This is a genomic window from Serratia sp. 2C06, from assembly GCF_050037615.1.
GTDB lineage: Bacteria > Pseudomonadota > Gammaproteobacteria > Enterobacterales > Enterobacteriaceae > Serratia > Serratia ureilytica.
Map to the genome: position 1 here is coordinate 2,044,525 of NZ_CP188299.1, position 16,692 is coordinate 2,061,216.

The following is a 16,692-nucleotide window of genomic DNA, read 5'->3' on the forward strand; positions in this document are numbered from 1 at the left end:
GAGTGTGGGTATGGCGGTAATTTCCGAAGGATTGCATGGCGCGGCCCGGCGGCGGGCGGTATCCCTGCTGCTGGGGCTGGTGGCGGTCAACGTCGTTGTCTGGCTGCTGGCGCTGGCGGTGTTCAAAGACAATGCGGCGCTGATGGGCACCGCCTTGCTGGCCTACAGTTTTGGTCTGCGTCATGCGGTGGATGCCGATCACATCGCCGCGATCGACAACGTGACCCGCAAGCTGATGCAACAGGGCAAAACGCCGGTGGCGGTCGGCACCTTCTTCTCGCTCGGCCACTCGACCATCGTGGTGCTGGCCTCGGCCGCCATTGCCGCCACGGCGATGATGTTCAGCCGACAGATGGGCTGGTTTCACGAAACCGGCGGTTTGATCGGCACGCTGGTGTCCGCGCTGTTTCTGCTGACGGTGGCCTTTATCAACCTGCTGGTGCTGATCTCCGTGTGGCGCGCTTTCCGGCAGGTGAAGGCGGGCGAGCTGCCTGCGCATCAATCGCTGGATCTGTTGATGAGCGGCGGCGGTGCGCTGGCGCGCTGCTTCCGCCCGCTGTTCAGGCTGGTGAATCAGAGCTGGCACATGTACCTGGTGGGCTTCTTGTTTGGCCTGGGCTTCGACACCGCCACCGAGGTCGGGTTGTTGGGGATTTCGGCTGCCGGCGCCGGCCACGGCATGAACCTGTGGAGCATCATGCTGTTCCCGGCGCTGTTCGCCGCCGGCATGGCGCTGATCGACTCCATCGACAACTTCGTGATGATTGGCGCTTACGGCTGGGCGTTCTCCAAACCGATCCGCAAACTGTACTACAACATGACCATCACGGCGGCGTCGGTGATCATCGCGGTGTTTATCGGCGGCATCGAAGCGCTCGGACTTATCGCCGACAAGCTGGCGCTGTCCGGCCCGCTGTGGGACGCCGTGGCGCGGCTCAACGATCATCTGGGGGAGATGGGTTATTGGGTGATCGCCGTGTTCATTTTCTGCTGGCTGGTGTCGGTGGTGAATTACCGCCTGCGCGGCTATGACAAGCTGACGGTCAGCGGCTGAAAAGGCGGGTGCTCGTGGATCCTGCCTGACACCATCCGCCAACGGGCGGGGCGAACCCCGCCGTTGGGTTGCCTTACCGTTCGGATTCGTAAGCCAAAGTGGCCGCAACCTCCGAGTCTCCCAACCTGATGCGCAGTTCGCACAGCGAACCGCGGGTTAGCCAGATGAACGCGATCAGCGTCATACAGACGATCACCAGCTTAAGCACGACCCGTTTTTGCTGCATTTTTGACCTCCCTATCCTTGCCTTGCGGCGGGTAAGAGGCTAACCTGATGTTGCTAGGCATCAGAGTGGCCTCGGGTTGATAATATCGACTCGGGGCCTTTCTCTTTCTCTCCTTTGCCAAGGCTCCGGACAGAAAGATCCAGAGCACCCGCTGCGCAGTCTACCCGAACTTCCTTCCCGTGAAATCCGCCGTTGCGCCAACCTGCGGCGCGGTGCGCAGTTCGTGATGCAAGAAAAGAAAAAGGGGCGATGATGATCGCCCCTTGGATGCGTGGAGTAGGAATTGGCGTTAAGCCGCTTCGGTCTGCTGTTGGCGCTTAGACTGCGCCGCCGGCTTTTCCGGCTTGGCGGCCGCCAGCGCATCCGGCGCAAAGTCGTCCACGTTGATGGAGCGCAGGCGGCTCTCTTCGGCTTTCACCAGGATCTTCGCTTCGTCGGCGCTGATCTTGCCTTCTTCCAGCGCGCGCTCCGCCAAACGATCCAGACGGGTGAACGGCAGGTTTTTGCCGGCCGCCTTGCACAGGCGTTCGTGAATCGGCTCGGCGGCCATCACGTCGGCCAGCGCCGCTTCCAGCAGACCGATTGGGTTATGCTCGCTCGGCGTCAGGTACTGGCCGCGCCCCAGGCGGCTGCGGGTGGCGGAAGGCACCTGCAGGATCTTGGCCAGCTGATGATCCAGGCGATCGGACGGAGCGGTATGCACGCGGCCGAACGGGAAGACCACGAAGCGCAGCGCGCCGGCGATAAAGCGGTTCGGGAAGTTGCGCAGCAGATCATCCAGCGCCTGTTCGGCTTTATGCAGGCTGTCTTGCACGCCCCAATGTACCAGCGGCAGATCTTCTTTCTGACGGCCTTCGTCGTCAAAGCGTTTCAGCACGGCGGAAGCCAGGTACATCTGGCTGAGGATATCCCCCAGGCGAGCGGAGATGCGCTCGCGGCGCTTCAGGCTGCCGCCCAGCACGCCCATGGAAACGTCCGACAGCAACGCCAGGTTGGCGCTCAGGCGGTTCAACTGCTGATAGTAACGACGGGTCGCGTCCTTGGTCGGCGTGGCGCTGGTGCGGCCGTTGGTCAGGCCCAGCCAGAAGCTGCGTACCTTGTTGCTGCCGACGTGGCCCAGGTGGCCGAACAGCGATTTATCGAAGGCGTTCAGATCGTTGTTCTGCGCCGCCGCCATTTCATCCAGCACATAAGGATGGCAGCGGATCGCGCCCTGACCGAAGATCATCATGGTGCGGGTCAGGATGTTCGCGCCTTCCACCGTGATGGCGATCGGTGCGCCCTGATAAGCGCGAGCCAGGAAGTTGGATTCGCCCAGCATAATGCCTTTACCGCCGGCGATGTCCATGGCGTCAACGATCGACTGCTGGCCGCGGTGCGTACAGTGGTATTTGACGATGGCCGACAGCACGGCCGGTTTCTCGCCCTGCACCAGCGCGTAGGTGATCAGCGAAGCGGCGGCGTCCATCACATAGGTGTTGCCGGCGATGCGCGCCAACGGCTCTTCGATCCCTTCCATTTTACCGATGGAGATCTTGAACTGACGGCGAATGTGCGCGTAGGCGCCGGTCGCCAGGGCGATGGATTTCAGGCTGCCGGTGGAGTTGGACGGCAGGGTGATGCCGCGACCGACCGACAGGCATTCAACCAGCATGCGCCAGCCCTGGCCGGCCATTTTCGGGCCGCCGATGATGTAATCGATCGGCACGAACACGTCGGTGCCGCGGGTCGGGCCGTTCTGGAACGGCACGTTCAGCGGGAAGTGGCGGTTGCCGATTTCCACGCCCGGCGTGCTGGTCGGGATCAGCGCACAGGTGATGCCCGGGGATTCGTTGTCGCTCAGCAGGCGGTTCGGGTCATGCAGTTTGAATGCCAAACCCAGTACGGTGGCGACCGGCGCCAGCGTGATGTAGCGCTTGTTCCAGGTCAGGCGCATGCCCAGCACCTGCTTGCCTTGCCATTCACCCATGCACACGGTGCCGACGTCTGGAATGGCACCGGCATCGGAGCCCGCTTCCGGGCTGGTCAGCGCGAAGCAAGGGATCTCGTCGCCGCGCGCCAGGCCCGGCAGATAGTGGTTTTTCTGTTCTTCGGTACCGTAATGCTGCAGCAGTTCGCCTGGGCCGAGGGAGTTCGGCACGCCGACGGTGATCGCCAGGATGCCGGAAACGCCGGCCAGTTTTTGCAGCACCATCGCCTGAGCGTAAGGGGAGAATTCCAGACCGCCGTACTCTTTCTTGATGATCATCGCGAAGAAACGGTGTTCTTTCAGGTACGCCCAGAGTTCAGGCGGCAGATCGGCCAGTTCGTGAGTGATCTGGAAGTCGTTGGCCATGCGGCAGGCTTCTTCCACCGGGCCGTCGATAAACGCTTGCTCTTCTTCCGTCAGGCGCGGTTTCGGGTAGCTGTGCAGCTTGTTCCAGTCCGGCGCGCCGCGGAACAGATCGCCTTCCCACCAGGTGGTGCCCGCGTCGATCGCTTCCTTCTCGGTGGTGGACATCGGCGGCATCACCTTGCGGAAGGCGCGCAGCGCCGGCGCGGAGAGCAGAGAGCGACGCACAGAGGAAAGGTTCAGCGGCAGCAGCACGATCGCCAGCGGCAGCAACAGCCAGAAGCTCCACAGGCCGATCGCGCCCATGGCGGCGGTGTACGCCACCAGGATCAGGCTGCTGAGGGTAAGGTTCACTCGGTGGTAGAACACCACGCCGAGGAGAGCCAGTAAAACGACAATACTAAGAACCATCATAAGAAGCTCCGAAGTAGTAAGAGGTCTGACCTGTTGTGTGTATGTAATAGGTTTTAGTACAAGGCAGAATTTTTATCAATGCGTTTACAGTTTAATTACAACTCAGGTCACAAACTGACAGCACCAATCATCAAAAACCTCTCCGCTTCCTTAACCGGCGCGCTGTTTGGCTGAGAATGCTTCTCGCTGTTTCCGCGATCCGGTACACTGCGGAGCGGAAGATTTGACGATAACAAGAGGTTCCTCATGTACCACGACCTTATTCGCAGTGAACTGAACGAAGCGGCTGATACCCTGGCGAAATTTATCAATGACGACGCCAACATCGACGCCATCCAACGCGCGGCGGTGCTGCTGGCGGACTCCTTCAAAGCCGGCGGTAAAGTGATCTCCTGCGGCAACGGCGGTTCCCATTGCGACGCGATGCACTTCGCCGAAGAGCTGACCGGCCGCTACCGTGAAAACCGCCCGGGCTACCCGGCGATTGCCATCTCGGACGTGAGCCATCTGTCCTGCGTCAGCAACGACTTCGGCTATGAGTATGTGTTCTCCCGCTATGTGGAAGCGGTGGGCCGCGAAGGCGACGTGCTGCTGGGCATTTCCACCTCCGGCAACTCCGGCAACATCATCAAGGCCATCGACGCGGCGCGCGCCAAGGGGATGAAAGTGATCACCCTGACCGGCAAGGACGGCGGCAAAATGGCGGGTTCCGCCGATGTGGAAATCCGTGTGCCGCACTTCGGCTACGCCGATCGCATTCAGGAAATCCACATCAAAGCGATTCACATCTTGATTCAGCTGATCGAAAAAGAGATGGTTAAGGCTTGATAGCCTTCGGGGGGGCTCCGGCTCCCCCAGGAATAAGACAGCGGGCGCCGCATGCATGCCGCGCCCGCACAGCGTATGTCAGTGTGGTTAAGGAGTGCTGGCGATGTGTGAACTGCTCGGGATGAGCGCAAACGTACCGACCGATATCTGCTTCAGCTTTACCGGCCTGGTACAGCGCGGCGGCCGCACCGGGCCGCATAAGGATGGCTGGGGCATTACCTTCTATGAAGGGAACGGCTGCCGCACATTCAAGGATCCGCAGCCGAGCTTCAACTCGCCGATCGCCCGCCTGGTGCAGGACTATCCGATCAAGTCTTGCGCGGTGGTGTCCCATATTCGCCAGGCCAACCGCGGCGAAGTGGCGCTGGAAAACACCCATCCGTTCACCCGGGAACTGTGGGGCCGCAACTGGACTTACGCGCACAACGGCCAATTGAAAGGCTATCGCCAACTGGATACCGGCACGTTTCGCCCGGTCGGCCAGACCGACAGCGAATACGCGTTTTGCTGGCTGCTGCATCAGCTGGCGTTGAAATACCCGCGCACCCCGAGCCAGTGGCCGGCGGTGTTCCGCTATATCGGCCTGTTGGCGAGCCAGCTGCGCAAGAAAGGGGTGTTCAACATGCTGTTGTCGGACGGGCGCTTCGTGATGGCCTATTGCTCCACCAACCTGTATTGGATCACGCGCCGCGCGCCGTTCGGCAAGGCGACGCTACTGGATCAGGACGTGGAGATCGATTTTCAGCAGCAGACCACACCGAACGATGTGGTCACGGTGATCGCCACCCAACCGCTGACCGCCAACGAAACCTGGCACAAGATTGAGCCAGGCGAGTTCGCGTTATTTCACTTCGGTGAGCGGCTTGTTCTGAGCGAAGGGATTGGTGTTGGGCGTCGGGCTGGTTGACGCGTACTGCGTCATCTGGCCGCTGCTCATCAACGGTTGACCCAGCACATACTGGCCGTTGTCCACGGTCATCATCGGCGGCTGGTGGTTCTTCGCGAAGTAATCATAGCCCGGCTTCAGCTGGCGCCAGAAGGCGATATAGCTGGATGACGCATGGCGCTTCAGGTTCTGTTCGGTCATGCGGAACGGGTAGATGCTGATGTCGACGCGGCTTTGGCCATAGGCGAAGGCGGCTTCGACGTAGCGATAGATCTCATCCATATAGGTGTTGGTCATCGCGTAACAGCCGATCGATTTACATTCGCCGTGGATCATCAGATAAGCGCCGGAATAGCCCTGCGACTTATCGTAATCATTAGGGAAACCGATATTGATCGCCCGATAATACTTGCTGTCGGGTTTCAGATGGCGCGCGTCAACGCTATAAAAGCCTTCCGGACTTTTAAAGTCGCCTTCACGACGTTTAGGACCCAGCCCGCCGGAGAAATTACAGATCGGGAACGTATTGACCAAGCGGAATTCATTGCCCATTTTGGCATACAATTCCAGCTTGCGTTCCTCTTTGAAGATCTGAATATAGACCGGCGACCCCAATAATTGCTGTTTAACTACCGGCGCTTCGGGTACCTGCTCGCTGGCGCTGCAGGCCGTGATCATCGGCATAGAAACAAGCATCGCAAACAACAGCGCGATTTTGCTCATTATTATTCCTGCTTATATTTATCTGCCGGCGCAATGAGATTGGCCAGCGTGCCACTGATTATTGTTTTTACTGCTGCAAAACACCGCCAGATTACCAGCGCGTTTATTTTTAGCAATACGTGATATGTATAAAAAAACGACAAAGCTCGATAAAAGTGAAATGACCGGCAGATTTTAACGATAAGTAGTGAAAAACAGGCGAAATTTAATTGCGTTTGCTTGACACAAGTCACGACGGAACGCAGAACAATGTTGCGAACAATGTTAATATTCTCTCTTCAATTTAACGCGCTGTGGCGATTGAAGCGGCAAGAGTTATTGCATATAACCCGGCCGTTTTGATGGTTATTTGGCTACATGCCGTTAACACATCGACTGTCGCGCAAACAACGGAAGGGGGATTCAAGGGAATGCGCGTTACCCCAGTTTTTCACTGCGAGAAAGTTCATGTTGGGCGTGCCGTTGTGCGCACTGCCCGGCAATCCTGGCATCGTCAGCACCCGCCTCTGGGGCCGGTCAGACGTGTAAACCAAACTACATCGTATAAATCCTATGATTAAGATCAGAAAAGGGTTAGATCTGCCGATAGCCGGAGCCCCGGTTCAGGCGATCCAAGATGGCCCGAACATTCAGCATGTCGCCCTGCTTGGGGAAGAGTATGTCGGAATGCGTCCCTCCATGCTGGTGCAGGAAGGCGATACCGTTAAGAAAGGCCAGGCGTTGTTCGAAGATAAGAAAAACCCCGGGGTTTTCTTCACGGCTCCCGCCAGCGGCCGCATCGTCGCGATTAACCGCGGCGAGCGGCGCGTCTTGCAATCGGTGGTGATTGCGCTGGAAAACGGCGGCGACGATCAGCTTGAGTTTGCGCATTATCCGTTGGGTGAACTCAGCCAACTGCCGCGCGAACAGGTCGAAAGCGAACTGATCGCCAGCGGCCTGTGGACCGCGCTGCGCACCCGCCCGTTCAGCAAAACGCCAAGCCCCGGCAGCGAACCGCGCGCCATTTTCGTCACCGCGATGGATACCCAACCGTTGGCCGCCGATCCGCAAGTGATCATCGCCGAACAGCAGGCGGCGTTCAACGCCGGGCTGGTGGTCTTGGCGCGTCTGACGGCGGGTAAGGTACACGTATGCCACGCCGCCGGCGCCTCGGTTGGCCAGCAGAGCGGCCCGCAGATCGCCTACAGCGAATTTGCCGGCCCGCATCCCGCCGGGCTGGTGGGCACCCACATTCACTTCCTTGAACCGGTCAGCCTGAAGAAAACCGTTTGGCACATCGGTTACCAGGACGCGATCGCCATCGGCACCCTGTTCACCACCGGTAAGCTCGATACCCGCCGGGTCGTGGCGCTGGCCGGGCCGCAGGTGGCGCAGCCGACGCTGCTGCGCACCCGCCTGGGAGCCAGCCTCGATGAGCTGACCGCCGGCCGCCTGAAAGAGGGCGAGAACCGGGTGATCTCCGGTTCGGTGCTGAACGGTATGCAGGCCGCCGGGCCGAACGCCTGGCTGGGCCGTTTCCACTCGCAGGTGTCGGTGCTGGAAGAAGGGCGCGACAAAGAGCTGTTCGGCTGGATCGTGCCGTCGCCGAACAAGTTCTCCATTACCCGCACCACGCTGGGCCACTTCCTGAAAAACAAACTGTTCGCCTTCTCGACCACCACTAACGGCGGCGAACGCGCCATGGTGCCGATCGGCAACTATGAGCGGGTGATGCCGCTGGATATTTTGCCGACGCTGCTGCTGCGCGATTTGCTGGCGGGCGACAGCGACAGTGCGCAGGCGCTGGGCTGCCTGGAGCTGGACGAGGAAGATCTGGCGTTGTGCACCTTCGTTTGCCCCGGCAAGTATGAGTACGCGCCGGTGCTGCGCGAGGTGCTGACCAAGATTGAGCAGGAAGGATAACCGATGGGCCTGAAGAATTATTTTGAGAAGATAGAGCATCACTTCACGCCGGGCGGCAAACTGGAAAAGTGGTACCCGCTGTATGAAGCGACCACCACGGTGTTTTATACCCCCGGCACGGTGACGCGCGGCGCTTCGCACGTGCGCGACGCCATCGATTTGAAACGCATGATGATCCTGGTGTGGCTGGCGGTGTTCCCGGCGATGTTCTGGGGCATGTACAACGTCGGCCAGCAGGCGATCCCGGCGCTGCACCATCTGTACAGCGGCGACACGCTGCAACAGGTGCTGGCGGGCGACTGGCATTATCGCCTGGCGCAGTGGCTCGGCGCCTCGCTGGCGGCCGACGCCGGCTGGGTCAGCAAGATGGTGCTGGGCGCCTGTTACTTCCTGCCGATCTACGCCGTGGTGTTCGTCGTCGGCGGCTTCTGGGAAGTGTTGTTCGCCATTATCCGCAAGCATGAGGTCAACGAAGGCTTCTTCGTCACTTCTATCCTGTTCGCACTGATCGTGCCGCCGACCCTGCCACTGTGGCAGGCCGCGCTGGGCATCACCTTCGGCGTGGTGGTGGCCAAAGAGATCTTCGGCGGCACCGGGCGCAACTTCCTCAACCCGGCGCTGGCCGGCCGCGCCTTCCTGTTCTTCGCCTATCCGGCGCAGATCTCCGGTGACTTGGTGTGGACCTCCGCGGACGGTTTCTCCGGCGCGACGCCGCTGGCGCAGTGGAGCGCAGGCGGGGCGCACAGCCTGAGCAACGTGGCCACCGGCCAGTCCATCAGTTGGCTGGACGCCTTCCTCGGCAACATTCCCGGCTCCATCGGTGAAGTCTCCACGCTGATGATCCTGATCGGCGGGGCGATTATCCTGTTCGGCCGCGTGGCCTCCTGGCGCATCGTCGCCGGCGTGATGCTCGGCATGGTGGCTTCCGCCCTGTTGTTCAACGCCATCGGTTCGGACACCAACCCGATGTTTGCCATGCCGTGGTACTGGCATCTGGTGCTGGGCGGCTTCGCCTTCGGCATGATCTTTATGGCGACCGACCCGGTTTCCGCCTCCTTCACCAACAAGGGGAAATGGTGGTACGGCATTCTGATCGGCGTGATGTGCGTGCTGATCCGGGTGGTCAACCCCGCCTATCCGGAAGGCATGATGCTGGCGATCCTGTTCGCCAACCTGTTCGCGCCGCTGTTCGATTACCTGGTGGTGCAGGCCAACATCAAGCGGAGAAAAGCCCGTGGCGAATGAAGCGAAAAACGACGGCATCGGTAAAACGCTGCTGGTAGTGCTGCTGCTGTGTCTGGTGTGTTCAGTGGTGGTGGCGGGCTCCGCCGTCGGCCTGAAGTCCAAACAGCAGGAGCAAAAGCTGCTCGACAAGCAGCGCAATATTCTCGACGTAGCCGGCCTGTTGCAGCCGAAAATGGAGAGCGAGCAGGTCAAGCGCCTGTACAGCGAGCGCATCGAACCGCGCCTGGTGGATCTGAACAGCGGCGAATTTGTCGCCGGCAAGGCGGCGGCGTTCGATCTGGGCACCGCGCTGCGCGACGACGCCAAAAGCGTGGCGTTGCCCGCGGGCGACGATCCGGCTGGCATCAAGCGCCGCAGCAACCAGGCGGAAATCTACCTGGTGCGCGATGAAAGCGGCCAGGTGAACAAGATTGTGTTGCCGGTATACGGCACCGGTCTGTGGTCGATGATGTACGCCTTCGTGGCATTGGATAACGACGGCAACACGGTCAAGGGCATCACCTACTACGACCAGGGGGAAACGCCGGGGCTGGGCGGTGAGGTCGAGAACCCGTCCTGGCGCCAGCAGTGGGTCGGCAAGCAGCTGTTCGACGACAACGGCCAGCCGGCGATCCGCGTGGTGAAAGGCGGCGCGCGTCAGGGGGACGTACACGGGGTGGATGGCCTGTCCGGCGCCACGCTGACCTCCAACGGCGTGCAGCATACGTTTGATTTCTGGTTGGGCGAGCACGGCTTCGGCCCGTTCCTGAAAAAAGTTCGTGAAGGAGCGTTGAAAAATGGCTGATTCCAAAGAGATAAAGCGGGTCCTGCTGGGGCCGCTGTTCGACAATAACCCGATCGCCCTGCAGGTGCTGGGCGTCTGTTCGGCGCTGGCGGTGACCACCAAGCTGGAAACGGCGGTGGTGATGACCATTGCGGTGACGCTGGTGACCGCGTTCTCCAGCTTCTTCATCTCGCTGATCCGTCATCATATTCCCAACAGCGTGCGCATCATCGTGCAGATGGCGATCATCGCCTCGCTGGTGATCGTGGTCGATCAGCTGTTGCGCGCCTATGCGTTCGAGATCTCCAAGCAGCTGTCGGTGTTCGTCGGCCTTATCATCACCAACTGCATCGTGATGGGGCGCGCCGAGGCCTACGCCATGAAGTCGCCGCCGATCGAGAGCTTTATGGACGGCATCGGCAACGGGCTGGGTTACGGGGTGATCCTGGTGCTGGTCGGTTTCCTGCGCGAGCTGATTGGCTCCGGCAAGCTGTTCGGCGTTCCGGTGCTGGAAACGGTGCAGAACGGCGGCTGGTATCAGCCGAACGGCCTGTTCCTGCTGGCGCCGAGCGCGTTCTTCATCATCGGCCTGCTGATCTGGGTGCTGCGCACCCTGAAGCCGGCGCAGATCGAAAAGGAGTAAAGGCCGATGGAACACTATATCAGCCTGTTTGTGCGCGCGGTGTTCGTCGAGAACATGGCGCTGGCGTTCTTCCTCGGGATGTGTACTTTCCTGGCGGTGTCGAAGAAGGTGTCGACCGCCTTTGGCCTGGGCATCGCGGTGACCATCGTGCTCGGCATTTCGGTGCCGGTGAATAACCTGGTCTACAACCTGATCCTGCGCGACGGCGCGCTGGTGGAAGGCGTCGATCTGAGCTTCCTCAACTTCATCACCTTCATCGGCGTGATCGCAGCGCTGGTGCAGATATTGGAGATGATCCTCGATCGCTTCTTCCCGTCGCTGTATAACGCGCTCGGCATCTTCCTGCCGCTCATCACCGTGAACTGCGCCATCTTCGGTGGCGTGTCCTTCATGGTGCAGCGCGACTACAACTTCGCCGAATCGGTGGTGTACGGCTTTGGTTCCGGCACCGGCTGGATGCTGGCGATCGTCGCCATGGCGGGGATCCGCGAAAAACTCAAGTATGCCAACGTGCCGGCAGGGCTGCGCGGTCTGGGCATTACCTTTATCACCACCGGACTGATGGCGCTGGGCTTCATGTCCTTCTCCGGTGTTCAGTTGTAAAGGCGGGAAGAATTTATGGAAATTATTTTAGGCGTAGCGATGTTCACCGCCATCGTGATGGTGCTGGTGTTGCTGATCCTGTTCGCCAAATCGAAGCTGGTGAACACCGGCGACATCGCGGTGGAAATCAATGGCGATCTGGATAAAAGCTTCCATGCGCCTGCGGGCGACAAGCTGCTCAACGTGCTCTCCAGCCAGGGGATCTTCGTCTCCTCGGCCTGCGGCGGCGGCGGCTCCTGCGGCCAGTGCCGGGTGGTGATCAAAGAGGGCGGCGGCGATATCCTGCCGACCGAGCTCTCGCACATCAACAAGCGCGAAGCGAAAGAAGGGTGCCGCCTGGCGTGCCAGGTGAACGTGAAGCAGAACCTGAAGATCGAGCTGCCGGAAGAGATCTTCGGCGTGAAGAAATGGGAGTGCGAGGTTATCTCCAACGATAACAAAGCCACCTTTATCAAAGAGCTGAAGCTGAAGATCCCCGATGGCGAAGACGTGCCGTTCCGCGCGGGCGGTTTCATCCAGATCGAAGCGCCGGCGCACGACATCAGTTACGCCGACTTCGACGTGCCGCAGGAGTATCGCGGCGACTGGGACAAGTTCAACCTGTTCCGCTACCGTTCGACGGTGAACGACACCACGGTGCGCGCCTACTCGATGGCCAACTACCCGGAAGAGAAGGGCATCATCATGCTCAACGTGCGTATCGCCACGCCGCCGCCCAACAATCCGGACGTGCCGCCGGGCATCATGTCTTCCTATATCTGGTCGCTGAAGCCGGGCGACAAGGTGACCATCTCCGGGCCGTTCGGCGAGTTCTTCGCCAAGGACACCGACGCCGAAATGATCTTTATCGGCGGCGGCGCGGGCATGGCGCCGATGCGCTCGCACATTTTCGATCAGCTCAAGCGTTTGAACTCGAAACGCAAGATCACCTTCTGGTACGGCGCGCGTTCGCTGCGCGAGATGTTCTATGAAGACGACTTCAACCAGCTGCAGGCGGAGAACGAAAACTTCACCTGGCACGTGGCGCTGTCGGATCCGCAGCCGGAAGATAACTGGACCGGCTACACCGGCTTTATCCATAATGTTCTGCTGGAGAACTACCTGAAGAACCACCCGGCGCCGGAGGACTGCGAGTTTTACATGTGCGGGCCGCCGATGATGAACGCCGCGGTGATCAAGATGCTCAAAGATCTGGGCGTCGAAGACGAAAACATCATGCTGGATGACTTTGGTGGCTAAATGCGCGCATTGGCGATGAAGAACTGGCTGACGGGCGTGGCGCTGAGCGCCACCCTGCTGCTGACCGGCTGCGGGCCGGAACAGGTGGACCTGACGGGTAAAACCATGGGCACCTCGTATTCGATCCGTTACGTGACCGGCGAAGATACGCCGTCGGCGCGCGAGATGCAGGCGGATATCGACAAACGGCTGGAGCAGGTGAACGATCAGATGTCCACCTACCGGCCGGATTCCGAGCTGAGCCGCTTCAACGCCAGCCGCGACATTGACCGGCCGTTCCCGGTTTCGCCGGCCACCGCCGAAGTGGTGCGCGAAGCGCTGCGCATCAACCGCGTCACCGATGGCGCGCTGGACGTGACCGTCGGGCCGCTGGTCAACCTGTGGGGCTTCGGCCCGGAAGGGCGGCCGGACAAAGTGCCGAGCGAGGCGGAGCTGGAGCATCGCCGCGCCTGGACCGGCGCCGACAAACTGTCGGTGCAGGGCAGCGCGCTGGTGAAAAGCATCCCTGAGCTGTACGTCGATCTGTCGTCGATCGCCAAAGGGTATGGCGTGGACGTGGTGGCGGAATATCTGCAGTCCCGGCATGTGAAGAACTACATGGTGGATATCGGCGGCGAGGTGCGCACGCGCGGGCATAACGGCGAACAAAAGCCGTGGCGCATCGCCATCGAGCGCCCGACCGCCGGTACGCAGCAGCAGGCGCAGCTGGTGATCCAACCCGGGGAGATGTCGATCGCCACCTCGGGTGACTATCGCAACTACTTCGAGCAAGACGGGGTGCGCTATTCGCACACCATCGATCCGATCACCGGGCGCCCAATCCATCATCGGTTGGTGTCGATCACCGTGCTGAGCCCGACCTGCATGACCGCCGACGGCCTGTCCACCGGCCTGAACGTGATGGGGCCGGAGCGCGGCATGGCGCTGGCCAACCTGCTCGGCATCCCGGTGTTCATGATCGTGAAAACCGCCGACGGCTTTGAGGAGCGTTATTCAGACGCGTTCAAGCCCTATCTGAAAAAGCGTTCGTGAGGTTGCTATGTTGACGGTATTCGCCGCTACCTTCGTGTTGTTTCTGCTGATCGTCGGCGGCATGTCGCTGGGCTATGTGTTCAAACGCAAAAGCCTGCAGGGCAGCTGCGGCGGCATCACCGCGCTGGGCATGGAGAAAGTCTGCGACTGCCCGGAGCCGTGCGATGCGCGCAAAAAACGCGAAGCCAAAGCGGCGCAGAGGCGCGAGCAGTTGGAAAAGCACCGCATTCTGTAGCTGTAGCGAAAACCCGGCCTTGGCCGGGTTTTTTATTTGAGGGAGTTATTTGATTTTGAATAGGCCAGATTACCGAGTGAACCGCCCATGAAACAGCACAACATCAGGCCAATCGCCAGCAACTTGAAGTTAGCCGACATCTGATCCTCGCCCTCAACGTGGCCCATAATCCAGTCTGAGAGAAAGGGAAAAGCCAGGAGCATGAGGCCAATACCTATTATCGCACCGACAATAATTGCTGCTATCCGTTTCATATCACCTGCCAGAACCAGACTTCTTTTGATTTAAAGAAATCGCTAAAACGCCCATCGTAATCTTTAATTTTGCTCAGGATTAAATCGTAAGGTTGATATATCTCTCATTTTAGAATCATTCGGATCTTCCTGATATTTCTCAGCAGGTTAGTCTGTTGACTCGATTGGTTAAAATATCGTCTCATTAGGTTTGTTTTGGATTTAGGGAGTTCTAGGATGGGACAACAACAAGAAGGGATAAAACGGGTGTTAACGGTGGGTGAAATTAATTTGGCCCGTTCCGTGTTTGGCAGGTCAGTTTTCTATGAGAAAGTCTTTGTTCACTGCGATAGCTATCTGCCGTTTGGGCTGCAAGCCAGCAGAACGGCGATGGCACCCAACGGAGAAGTCTGGTTTAGACAAGCCTTATATAAGGCTGATTTTTCCACGGCCGCTGCAGGTTTCCAGCATGTATTTATCCACGAAATGAGCCATGTCTGGCAGCACCAAAAAGGCATGTGGGTGAGAACCCGAGGGTTATTGAGTTGGGCTGCTGAATACAAATATCGACTCGATGGTAAACAGCTGTTGCATAACTACTCCATGGAACAGCAGGCTTCAATCATCGCTGATTATTGGTTCCTGAAGAAGTATGGTTACACTATCTGGTTGGGCGCGATTAACAATGGCGTGAATTTTCAGGGCGTAACGGATAAAACGATCGCCAGAAAATACGAATATGCGCTTTCTCAGTTTCTTAAGCAGAGGTAACAGGATGAACCGCATTATTTTGGCTGGAACGCTAACTTTGTTGCTCGCCGGCTGCATGCACATGAACGATCCGAGGCCAAAAAACTACGCGGCCAACGTCACTGTCGTTGATAACCACGTTTGTGTGCGGGTTCAACCAGAAGGGGACGAGCGCTTGGCTGGCGTCATTATCGAAGAAATCAGCAACGCCAATGCTATCTTCGGCAAGCACTTCGCGGATAACGAGATGCCTGCGGTCACCGCGGCTACGTGCATTCCCGATGATAATTATAAATTCGAAGACGGGAAGTCTTACGGGGTATCGGTGACGCTGTTGTCGCCGGATAAACGAAATAAAGGCCTTGAGCCTGCCGCCCGGCTATTCGGCGTTGGGTTTAGTGTTCGCAATGAAAATGGCATCATCCAGGTAGTTCCTGCTCGCTAACGGACGTTGAAAGCCATACGGGCATAAGGTGGGATGTCGAACCGCCTTATGCCGTAGCCGGTTATTTATTTCGCCTTGCGGAAGCTTTTCGCCTCGGCCGGGGAGTTAACCATCACGCCGTCGGCGCCCAGCGCCAGCGCCTGCTGATATTCCTGCGGCGAGTTGACCCCGAACAGGATGATGTGCGCCGGGCCCTGCGAGCGGAAACAGTCCATCGACTCTTTATCCCAGGTCAGAAACGCCTTCGAACGCCCTTCGCCGAGAGTATATTTCTCTACCACCTCCACCTCGCGCTTCAGCTCCAGCCCGTACCAGCGCGGCTGCTGGTTGTCCGGTTTGACGTCGCACTGGTGCGCCATGGTGACGTTGGCCAGCAGCGTGCGGGTCTCGTCGCGGCTTTCAAAGCGCGGGATGGCCGGCGGCAGCGCCTGCAGATATTTGGCGTCGGTAGAGTAGACGCGGGTGCGGTTCAGGCTGTCGGTGCTTTGCAACGTCGCCAGCAGCGCCTGGCCAAACTGCGCCGGATCGGCGTCCGGGGATTTGATGTCCAGATAAAAGGTGACGTGCGGAAACGCCTTCAGCACGTCGTCGAGGCGCGGAATGCCGATGCCCCGGCCGCGGAACGGGTGGGCGTCACCCTTGGCGAAGGCCCAGCCGGCGTCGGTCTCGGCCAGCTGCGCGGCGGTATAGGCAGAGACCGGGCCCTGCCGGTTGGTCAACGCTTTCAGATCCGAGGGGCGATACAGCACGATGACGCCGTCTTTGGATTCTTGCAGGGTGATCCAAATGGCGTCGGCGCCGTTTTTCAATGCCGTTTCGATAGCGATGCGGGTGTTTTCCGGCGCATCGGCGGTGCCGCCGCGGTGGGCGACGATCGCCGGCGCATGACCGGCGGCGGCGCTGGCCGCCAGCGCGCTCAGCGACAGCGCGGAAGCCAGCAGCAAATGAGAAAATCTGATCATGTAGGGTACCTTGTCGTTATCGTTGTGGAGAGCCGCACGGGATGGCGGAAATCATACTATTGAAAAATTAAGCTTTTTTAACAACGCGGAAATATCTGGCGGAAACGCCGCTTTCCTCGAGCTCCGCGGCCTTGAGCTTTCGGTATCTGACTGTATACTTATACAGTGTTACTGGAG

The 16,692-nt window shown here is 59.4% G+C and carries 18 protein-coding genes; 13 read left to right on the top strand and 5 right to left on the bottom strand.

Going from position 1 to position 16,692, the window contains the following annotated elements; translation table 11 throughout:
• The first annotated feature begins 10 nt into the window (after positions 1-10).
• The gene (locus ACP3TA_RS10080; protein ID WP_046688284.1) at positions 11-1,054 is read left to right on the top strand and encodes a HoxN/HupN/NixA family nickel/cobalt transporter; all 1,044 of its coding nucleotides are present in this window, start codon (positions 11-13) and stop codon (positions 1,052-1,054) included.
• Positions 1,055-1,127: 73 nt separating this feature from the next.
• On the opposite strand, the gene ACP3TA_RS10085 is transcribed toward ACP3TA_RS10080, so the two are convergent.
• Together ACP3TA_RS10085 and fadE are read right to left on the bottom strand one after the other, a co-directional pair.
• Complete coding sequence (locus ACP3TA_RS10085) at positions 1,128-1,280, bottom strand: Hok/Gef family protein (RefSeq protein ID WP_004930217.1); 153 nt, start codon at positions 1,278-1,280, stop codon at positions 1,128-1,130.
• Between the two features lie 289 nt (positions 1,281-1,569).
• Entirely contained in the window at positions 1,570-4,026 is a 2,457-nt protein-coding gene (fadE, locus tag ACP3TA_RS10090) for an acyl-CoA dehydrogenase FadE (RefSeq protein ID WP_004930218.1), read from the bottom strand.
• Positions 4,027-4,272: 246 nt separating this feature from the next.
• Between fadE and lpcA the strand changes: the two genes are divergently transcribed.
• The gene (gene lpcA, locus ACP3TA_RS10095; protein ID WP_004930220.1) at positions 4,273-4,854 is read left to right on the top strand and encodes a D-sedoheptulose 7-phosphate isomerase; all 582 of its coding nucleotides are present in this window, start codon (positions 4,273-4,275) and stop codon (positions 4,852-4,854) included.
• A gap of 103 nt (positions 4,855-4,957) precedes the next feature.
• Positions 4,958-5,761: a class II glutamine amidotransferase gene (locus ACP3TA_RS10100; RefSeq protein ID WP_019454310.1), complete on the top strand. Its 804-nt coding sequence runs from the start codon at positions 4,958-4,960 to the stop codon at positions 5,759-5,761.
• Here the strand turns inward: ACP3TA_RS10100 and dpaA are convergent.
• On the bottom strand, positions 5,696-6,463 hold the full coding sequence (gene dpaA / locus ACP3TA_RS10105; RefSeq protein WP_033641973.1) for a peptidoglycan meso-diaminopimelic acid protein amidase: 768 nt from the start codon (positions 6,461-6,463) through the stop codon (positions 5,696-5,698). The genes ACP3TA_RS10100 and dpaA overlap by 66 nt on opposite strands.
• A 552-nt stretch (positions 6,464-7,015) precedes the next feature.
• Between dpaA and ACP3TA_RS10110 the strand changes: the two genes are divergently transcribed.
• Genes ACP3TA_RS10110 through nqrM form a run of 8 tightly spaced genes read left to right on the top strand, consistent with a single transcriptional unit; the run spans position 7,016 to position 14,125 of the window.
• Positions 7,016-8,365, top strand: a complete 1,350-nt coding sequence (locus ACP3TA_RS10110) for a Na(+)-translocating NADH-quinone reductase subunit A (protein ID WP_042783737.1) — start codon at positions 7,016-7,018, stop codon at positions 8,363-8,365.
• A gap of 3 nt (positions 8,366-8,368) precedes the next feature.
• Entirely contained in the window at positions 8,369-9,610 is a 1,242-nt protein-coding gene (locus ACP3TA_RS10115) for an NADH:ubiquinone reductase (Na(+)-transporting) subunit B (RefSeq protein WP_426784592.1), read from the top strand.
• Positions 9,600-10,394: a Na(+)-translocating NADH-quinone reductase subunit C gene (locus tag ACP3TA_RS10120; RefSeq protein WP_033651018.1), complete on the top strand. Its 795-nt coding sequence runs from the start codon at positions 9,600-9,602 to the stop codon at positions 10,392-10,394. The genes ACP3TA_RS10115 and ACP3TA_RS10120 overlap by 11 nt, the downstream gene beginning before the upstream one ends.
• Positions 10,387-11,016, top strand: a complete 630-nt coding sequence (locus ACP3TA_RS10125) for an NADH:ubiquinone reductase (Na(+)-transporting) subunit D (RefSeq protein ID WP_004930232.1) — start codon at positions 10,387-10,389, stop codon at positions 11,014-11,016. The genes ACP3TA_RS10120 and ACP3TA_RS10125 overlap by 8 nt, the downstream gene beginning before the upstream one ends.
• 6 nt (positions 11,017-11,022) lie before the next feature.
• Positions 11,023-11,619, top strand: a complete 597-nt coding sequence (nqrE, locus tag ACP3TA_RS10130; RefSeq protein WP_004930235.1) for an NADH:ubiquinone reductase (Na(+)-transporting) subunit E — start codon at positions 11,023-11,025, stop codon at positions 11,617-11,619.
• A gap of 15 nt (positions 11,620-11,634) precedes the next feature.
• Positions 11,635-12,858: an NADH:ubiquinone reductase (Na(+)-transporting) subunit F gene (gene nqrF / locus ACP3TA_RS10135; RefSeq protein ID WP_033634097.1), complete on the top strand. Its 1,224-nt coding sequence runs from the start codon at positions 11,635-11,637 to the stop codon at positions 12,856-12,858.
• Positions 12,859-13,890 carry an FAD:protein FMN transferase gene (locus ACP3TA_RS10140; protein ID WP_122016491.1) on the top strand — a complete coding sequence of 344 codons (1,032 nt, stop codon included), beginning with the start codon at positions 12,859-12,861 and terminating at the stop codon, positions 13,888-13,890.
• Positions 13,891-13,897: 7 nt separating this feature from the next.
• The gene (gene nqrM, locus ACP3TA_RS10145; RefSeq protein WP_016928987.1) at positions 13,898-14,125 is read left to right on the top strand and encodes a (Na+)-NQR maturation NqrM; all 228 of its coding nucleotides are present in this window, start codon (positions 13,898-13,900) and stop codon (positions 14,123-14,125) included.
• A gap of 32 nt (positions 14,126-14,157) precedes the next feature.
• Here the strand turns inward: nqrM and ACP3TA_RS10150 are convergent, their stop codons facing one another.
• Positions 14,158-14,379 carry a hypothetical protein gene (locus tag ACP3TA_RS10150; RefSeq protein WP_206196043.1) on the bottom strand — a complete coding sequence of 74 codons (222 nt, stop codon included), beginning with the start codon at positions 14,377-14,379 and terminating at the stop codon, positions 14,158-14,160.
• 216 nt (positions 14,380-14,595) lie between these two features.
• Between ACP3TA_RS10150 and ACP3TA_RS10155 the strand changes: the two genes are divergently transcribed.
• Both ACP3TA_RS10155 and ACP3TA_RS10160 read left to right on the top strand, forming a co-directional pair.
• Positions 14,596-15,129 carry a type IV secretion protein Rhs gene (locus tag ACP3TA_RS10155; protein WP_206196042.1) on the top strand — a complete coding sequence of 178 codons (534 nt, stop codon included), beginning with the start codon at positions 14,596-14,598 and terminating at the stop codon, positions 15,127-15,129.
• A gap of 4 nt (positions 15,130-15,133) precedes the next feature.
• Positions 15,134-15,553 carry a putative T6SS immunity periplasmic lipoprotein gene (locus ACP3TA_RS10160; RefSeq protein ID WP_206196041.1) on the top strand — a complete coding sequence of 140 codons (420 nt, stop codon included), beginning with the start codon at positions 15,134-15,136 and terminating at the stop codon, positions 15,551-15,553.
• 65 nt (positions 15,554-15,618) lie between these two features.
• On the opposite strand, the gene ACP3TA_RS10165 is transcribed toward ACP3TA_RS10160, so the two are convergent.
• Positions 15,619-16,515 (bottom strand): glycerophosphodiester phosphodiesterase family protein, encoded by an 897-nt coding sequence (locus ACP3TA_RS10165; protein ID WP_206196040.1) that lies wholly within the window; start codon positions 16,513-16,515, stop codon positions 15,619-15,621.
• Positions 16,516-16,692: the final 177 nt, after the last annotated feature.

Coding starts and splice junctions, on each gene's coding strand:
- ACP3TA_RS10125 (WP_004930232.1), top strand. CDS start 10,387: ATGGCTGATTCCAAAGAGATAAAGCGGGTCCTGCTGGGGCCGCTGTTC.
- dpaA (WP_033641973.1), bottom strand. CDS start 6,463: ATGAGCAAAATCGCGCTGTTGTTTGCGATGCTTGTTTCTATGCCGATG.
- ACP3TA_RS10140 (WP_122016491.1), top strand. CDS start 12,859: ATGCGCGCATTGGCGATGAAGAACTGGCTGACGGGCGTGGCGCTGAGC.
- ACP3TA_RS10080 (WP_046688284.1), top strand. CDS start 11: ATGGCGGTAATTTCCGAAGGATTGCATGGCGCGGCCCGGCGGCGGGCG.
- ACP3TA_RS10150 (WP_206196043.1), bottom strand. CDS start 14,379: ATGAAACGGATAGCAGCAATTATTGTCGGTGCGATAATAGGTATTGGC.
- ACP3TA_RS10110 (WP_042783737.1), top strand. CDS start 7,016: ATGATTAAGATCAGAAAAGGGTTAGATCTGCCGATAGCCGGAGCCCCG.
- ACP3TA_RS10085 (WP_004930217.1), bottom strand. CDS start 1,280: ATGCAGCAAAAACGGGTCGTGCTTAAGCTGGTGATCGTCTGTATGACG.
- ACP3TA_RS10115 (WP_426784592.1), top strand. CDS start 8,369: ATGGGCCTGAAGAATTATTTTGAGAAGATAGAGCATCACTTCACGCCG.
- ACP3TA_RS10155 (WP_206196042.1), top strand. CDS start 14,596: ATGGGACAACAACAAGAAGGGATAAAACGGGTGTTAACGGTGGGTGAA.
- lpcA (WP_004930220.1), top strand. CDS start 4,273: ATGTACCACGACCTTATTCGCAGTGAACTGAACGAAGCGGCTGATACC.
- nqrM (WP_016928987.1), top strand. CDS start 13,898: ATGTTGACGGTATTCGCCGCTACCTTCGTGTTGTTTCTGCTGATCGTC.
- ACP3TA_RS10160 (WP_206196041.1), top strand. CDS start 15,134: ATGAACCGCATTATTTTGGCTGGAACGCTAACTTTGTTGCTCGCCGGC.
- nqrF (WP_033634097.1), top strand. CDS start 11,635: ATGGAAATTATTTTAGGCGTAGCGATGTTCACCGCCATCGTGATGGTG.
- fadE (WP_004930218.1), bottom strand. CDS start 4,026: ATGATGGTTCTTAGTATTGTCGTTTTACTGGCTCTCCTCGGCGTGGTG.
- ACP3TA_RS10165 (WP_206196040.1), bottom strand. CDS start 16,515: ATGATCAGATTTTCTCATTTGCTGCTGGCTTCCGCGCTGTCGCTGAGC.
- ACP3TA_RS10100 (WP_019454310.1), top strand. CDS start 4,958: ATGTGTGAACTGCTCGGGATGAGCGCAAACGTACCGACCGATATCTGC.
- nqrE (WP_004930235.1), top strand. CDS start 11,023: ATGGAACACTATATCAGCCTGTTTGTGCGCGCGGTGTTCGTCGAGAAC.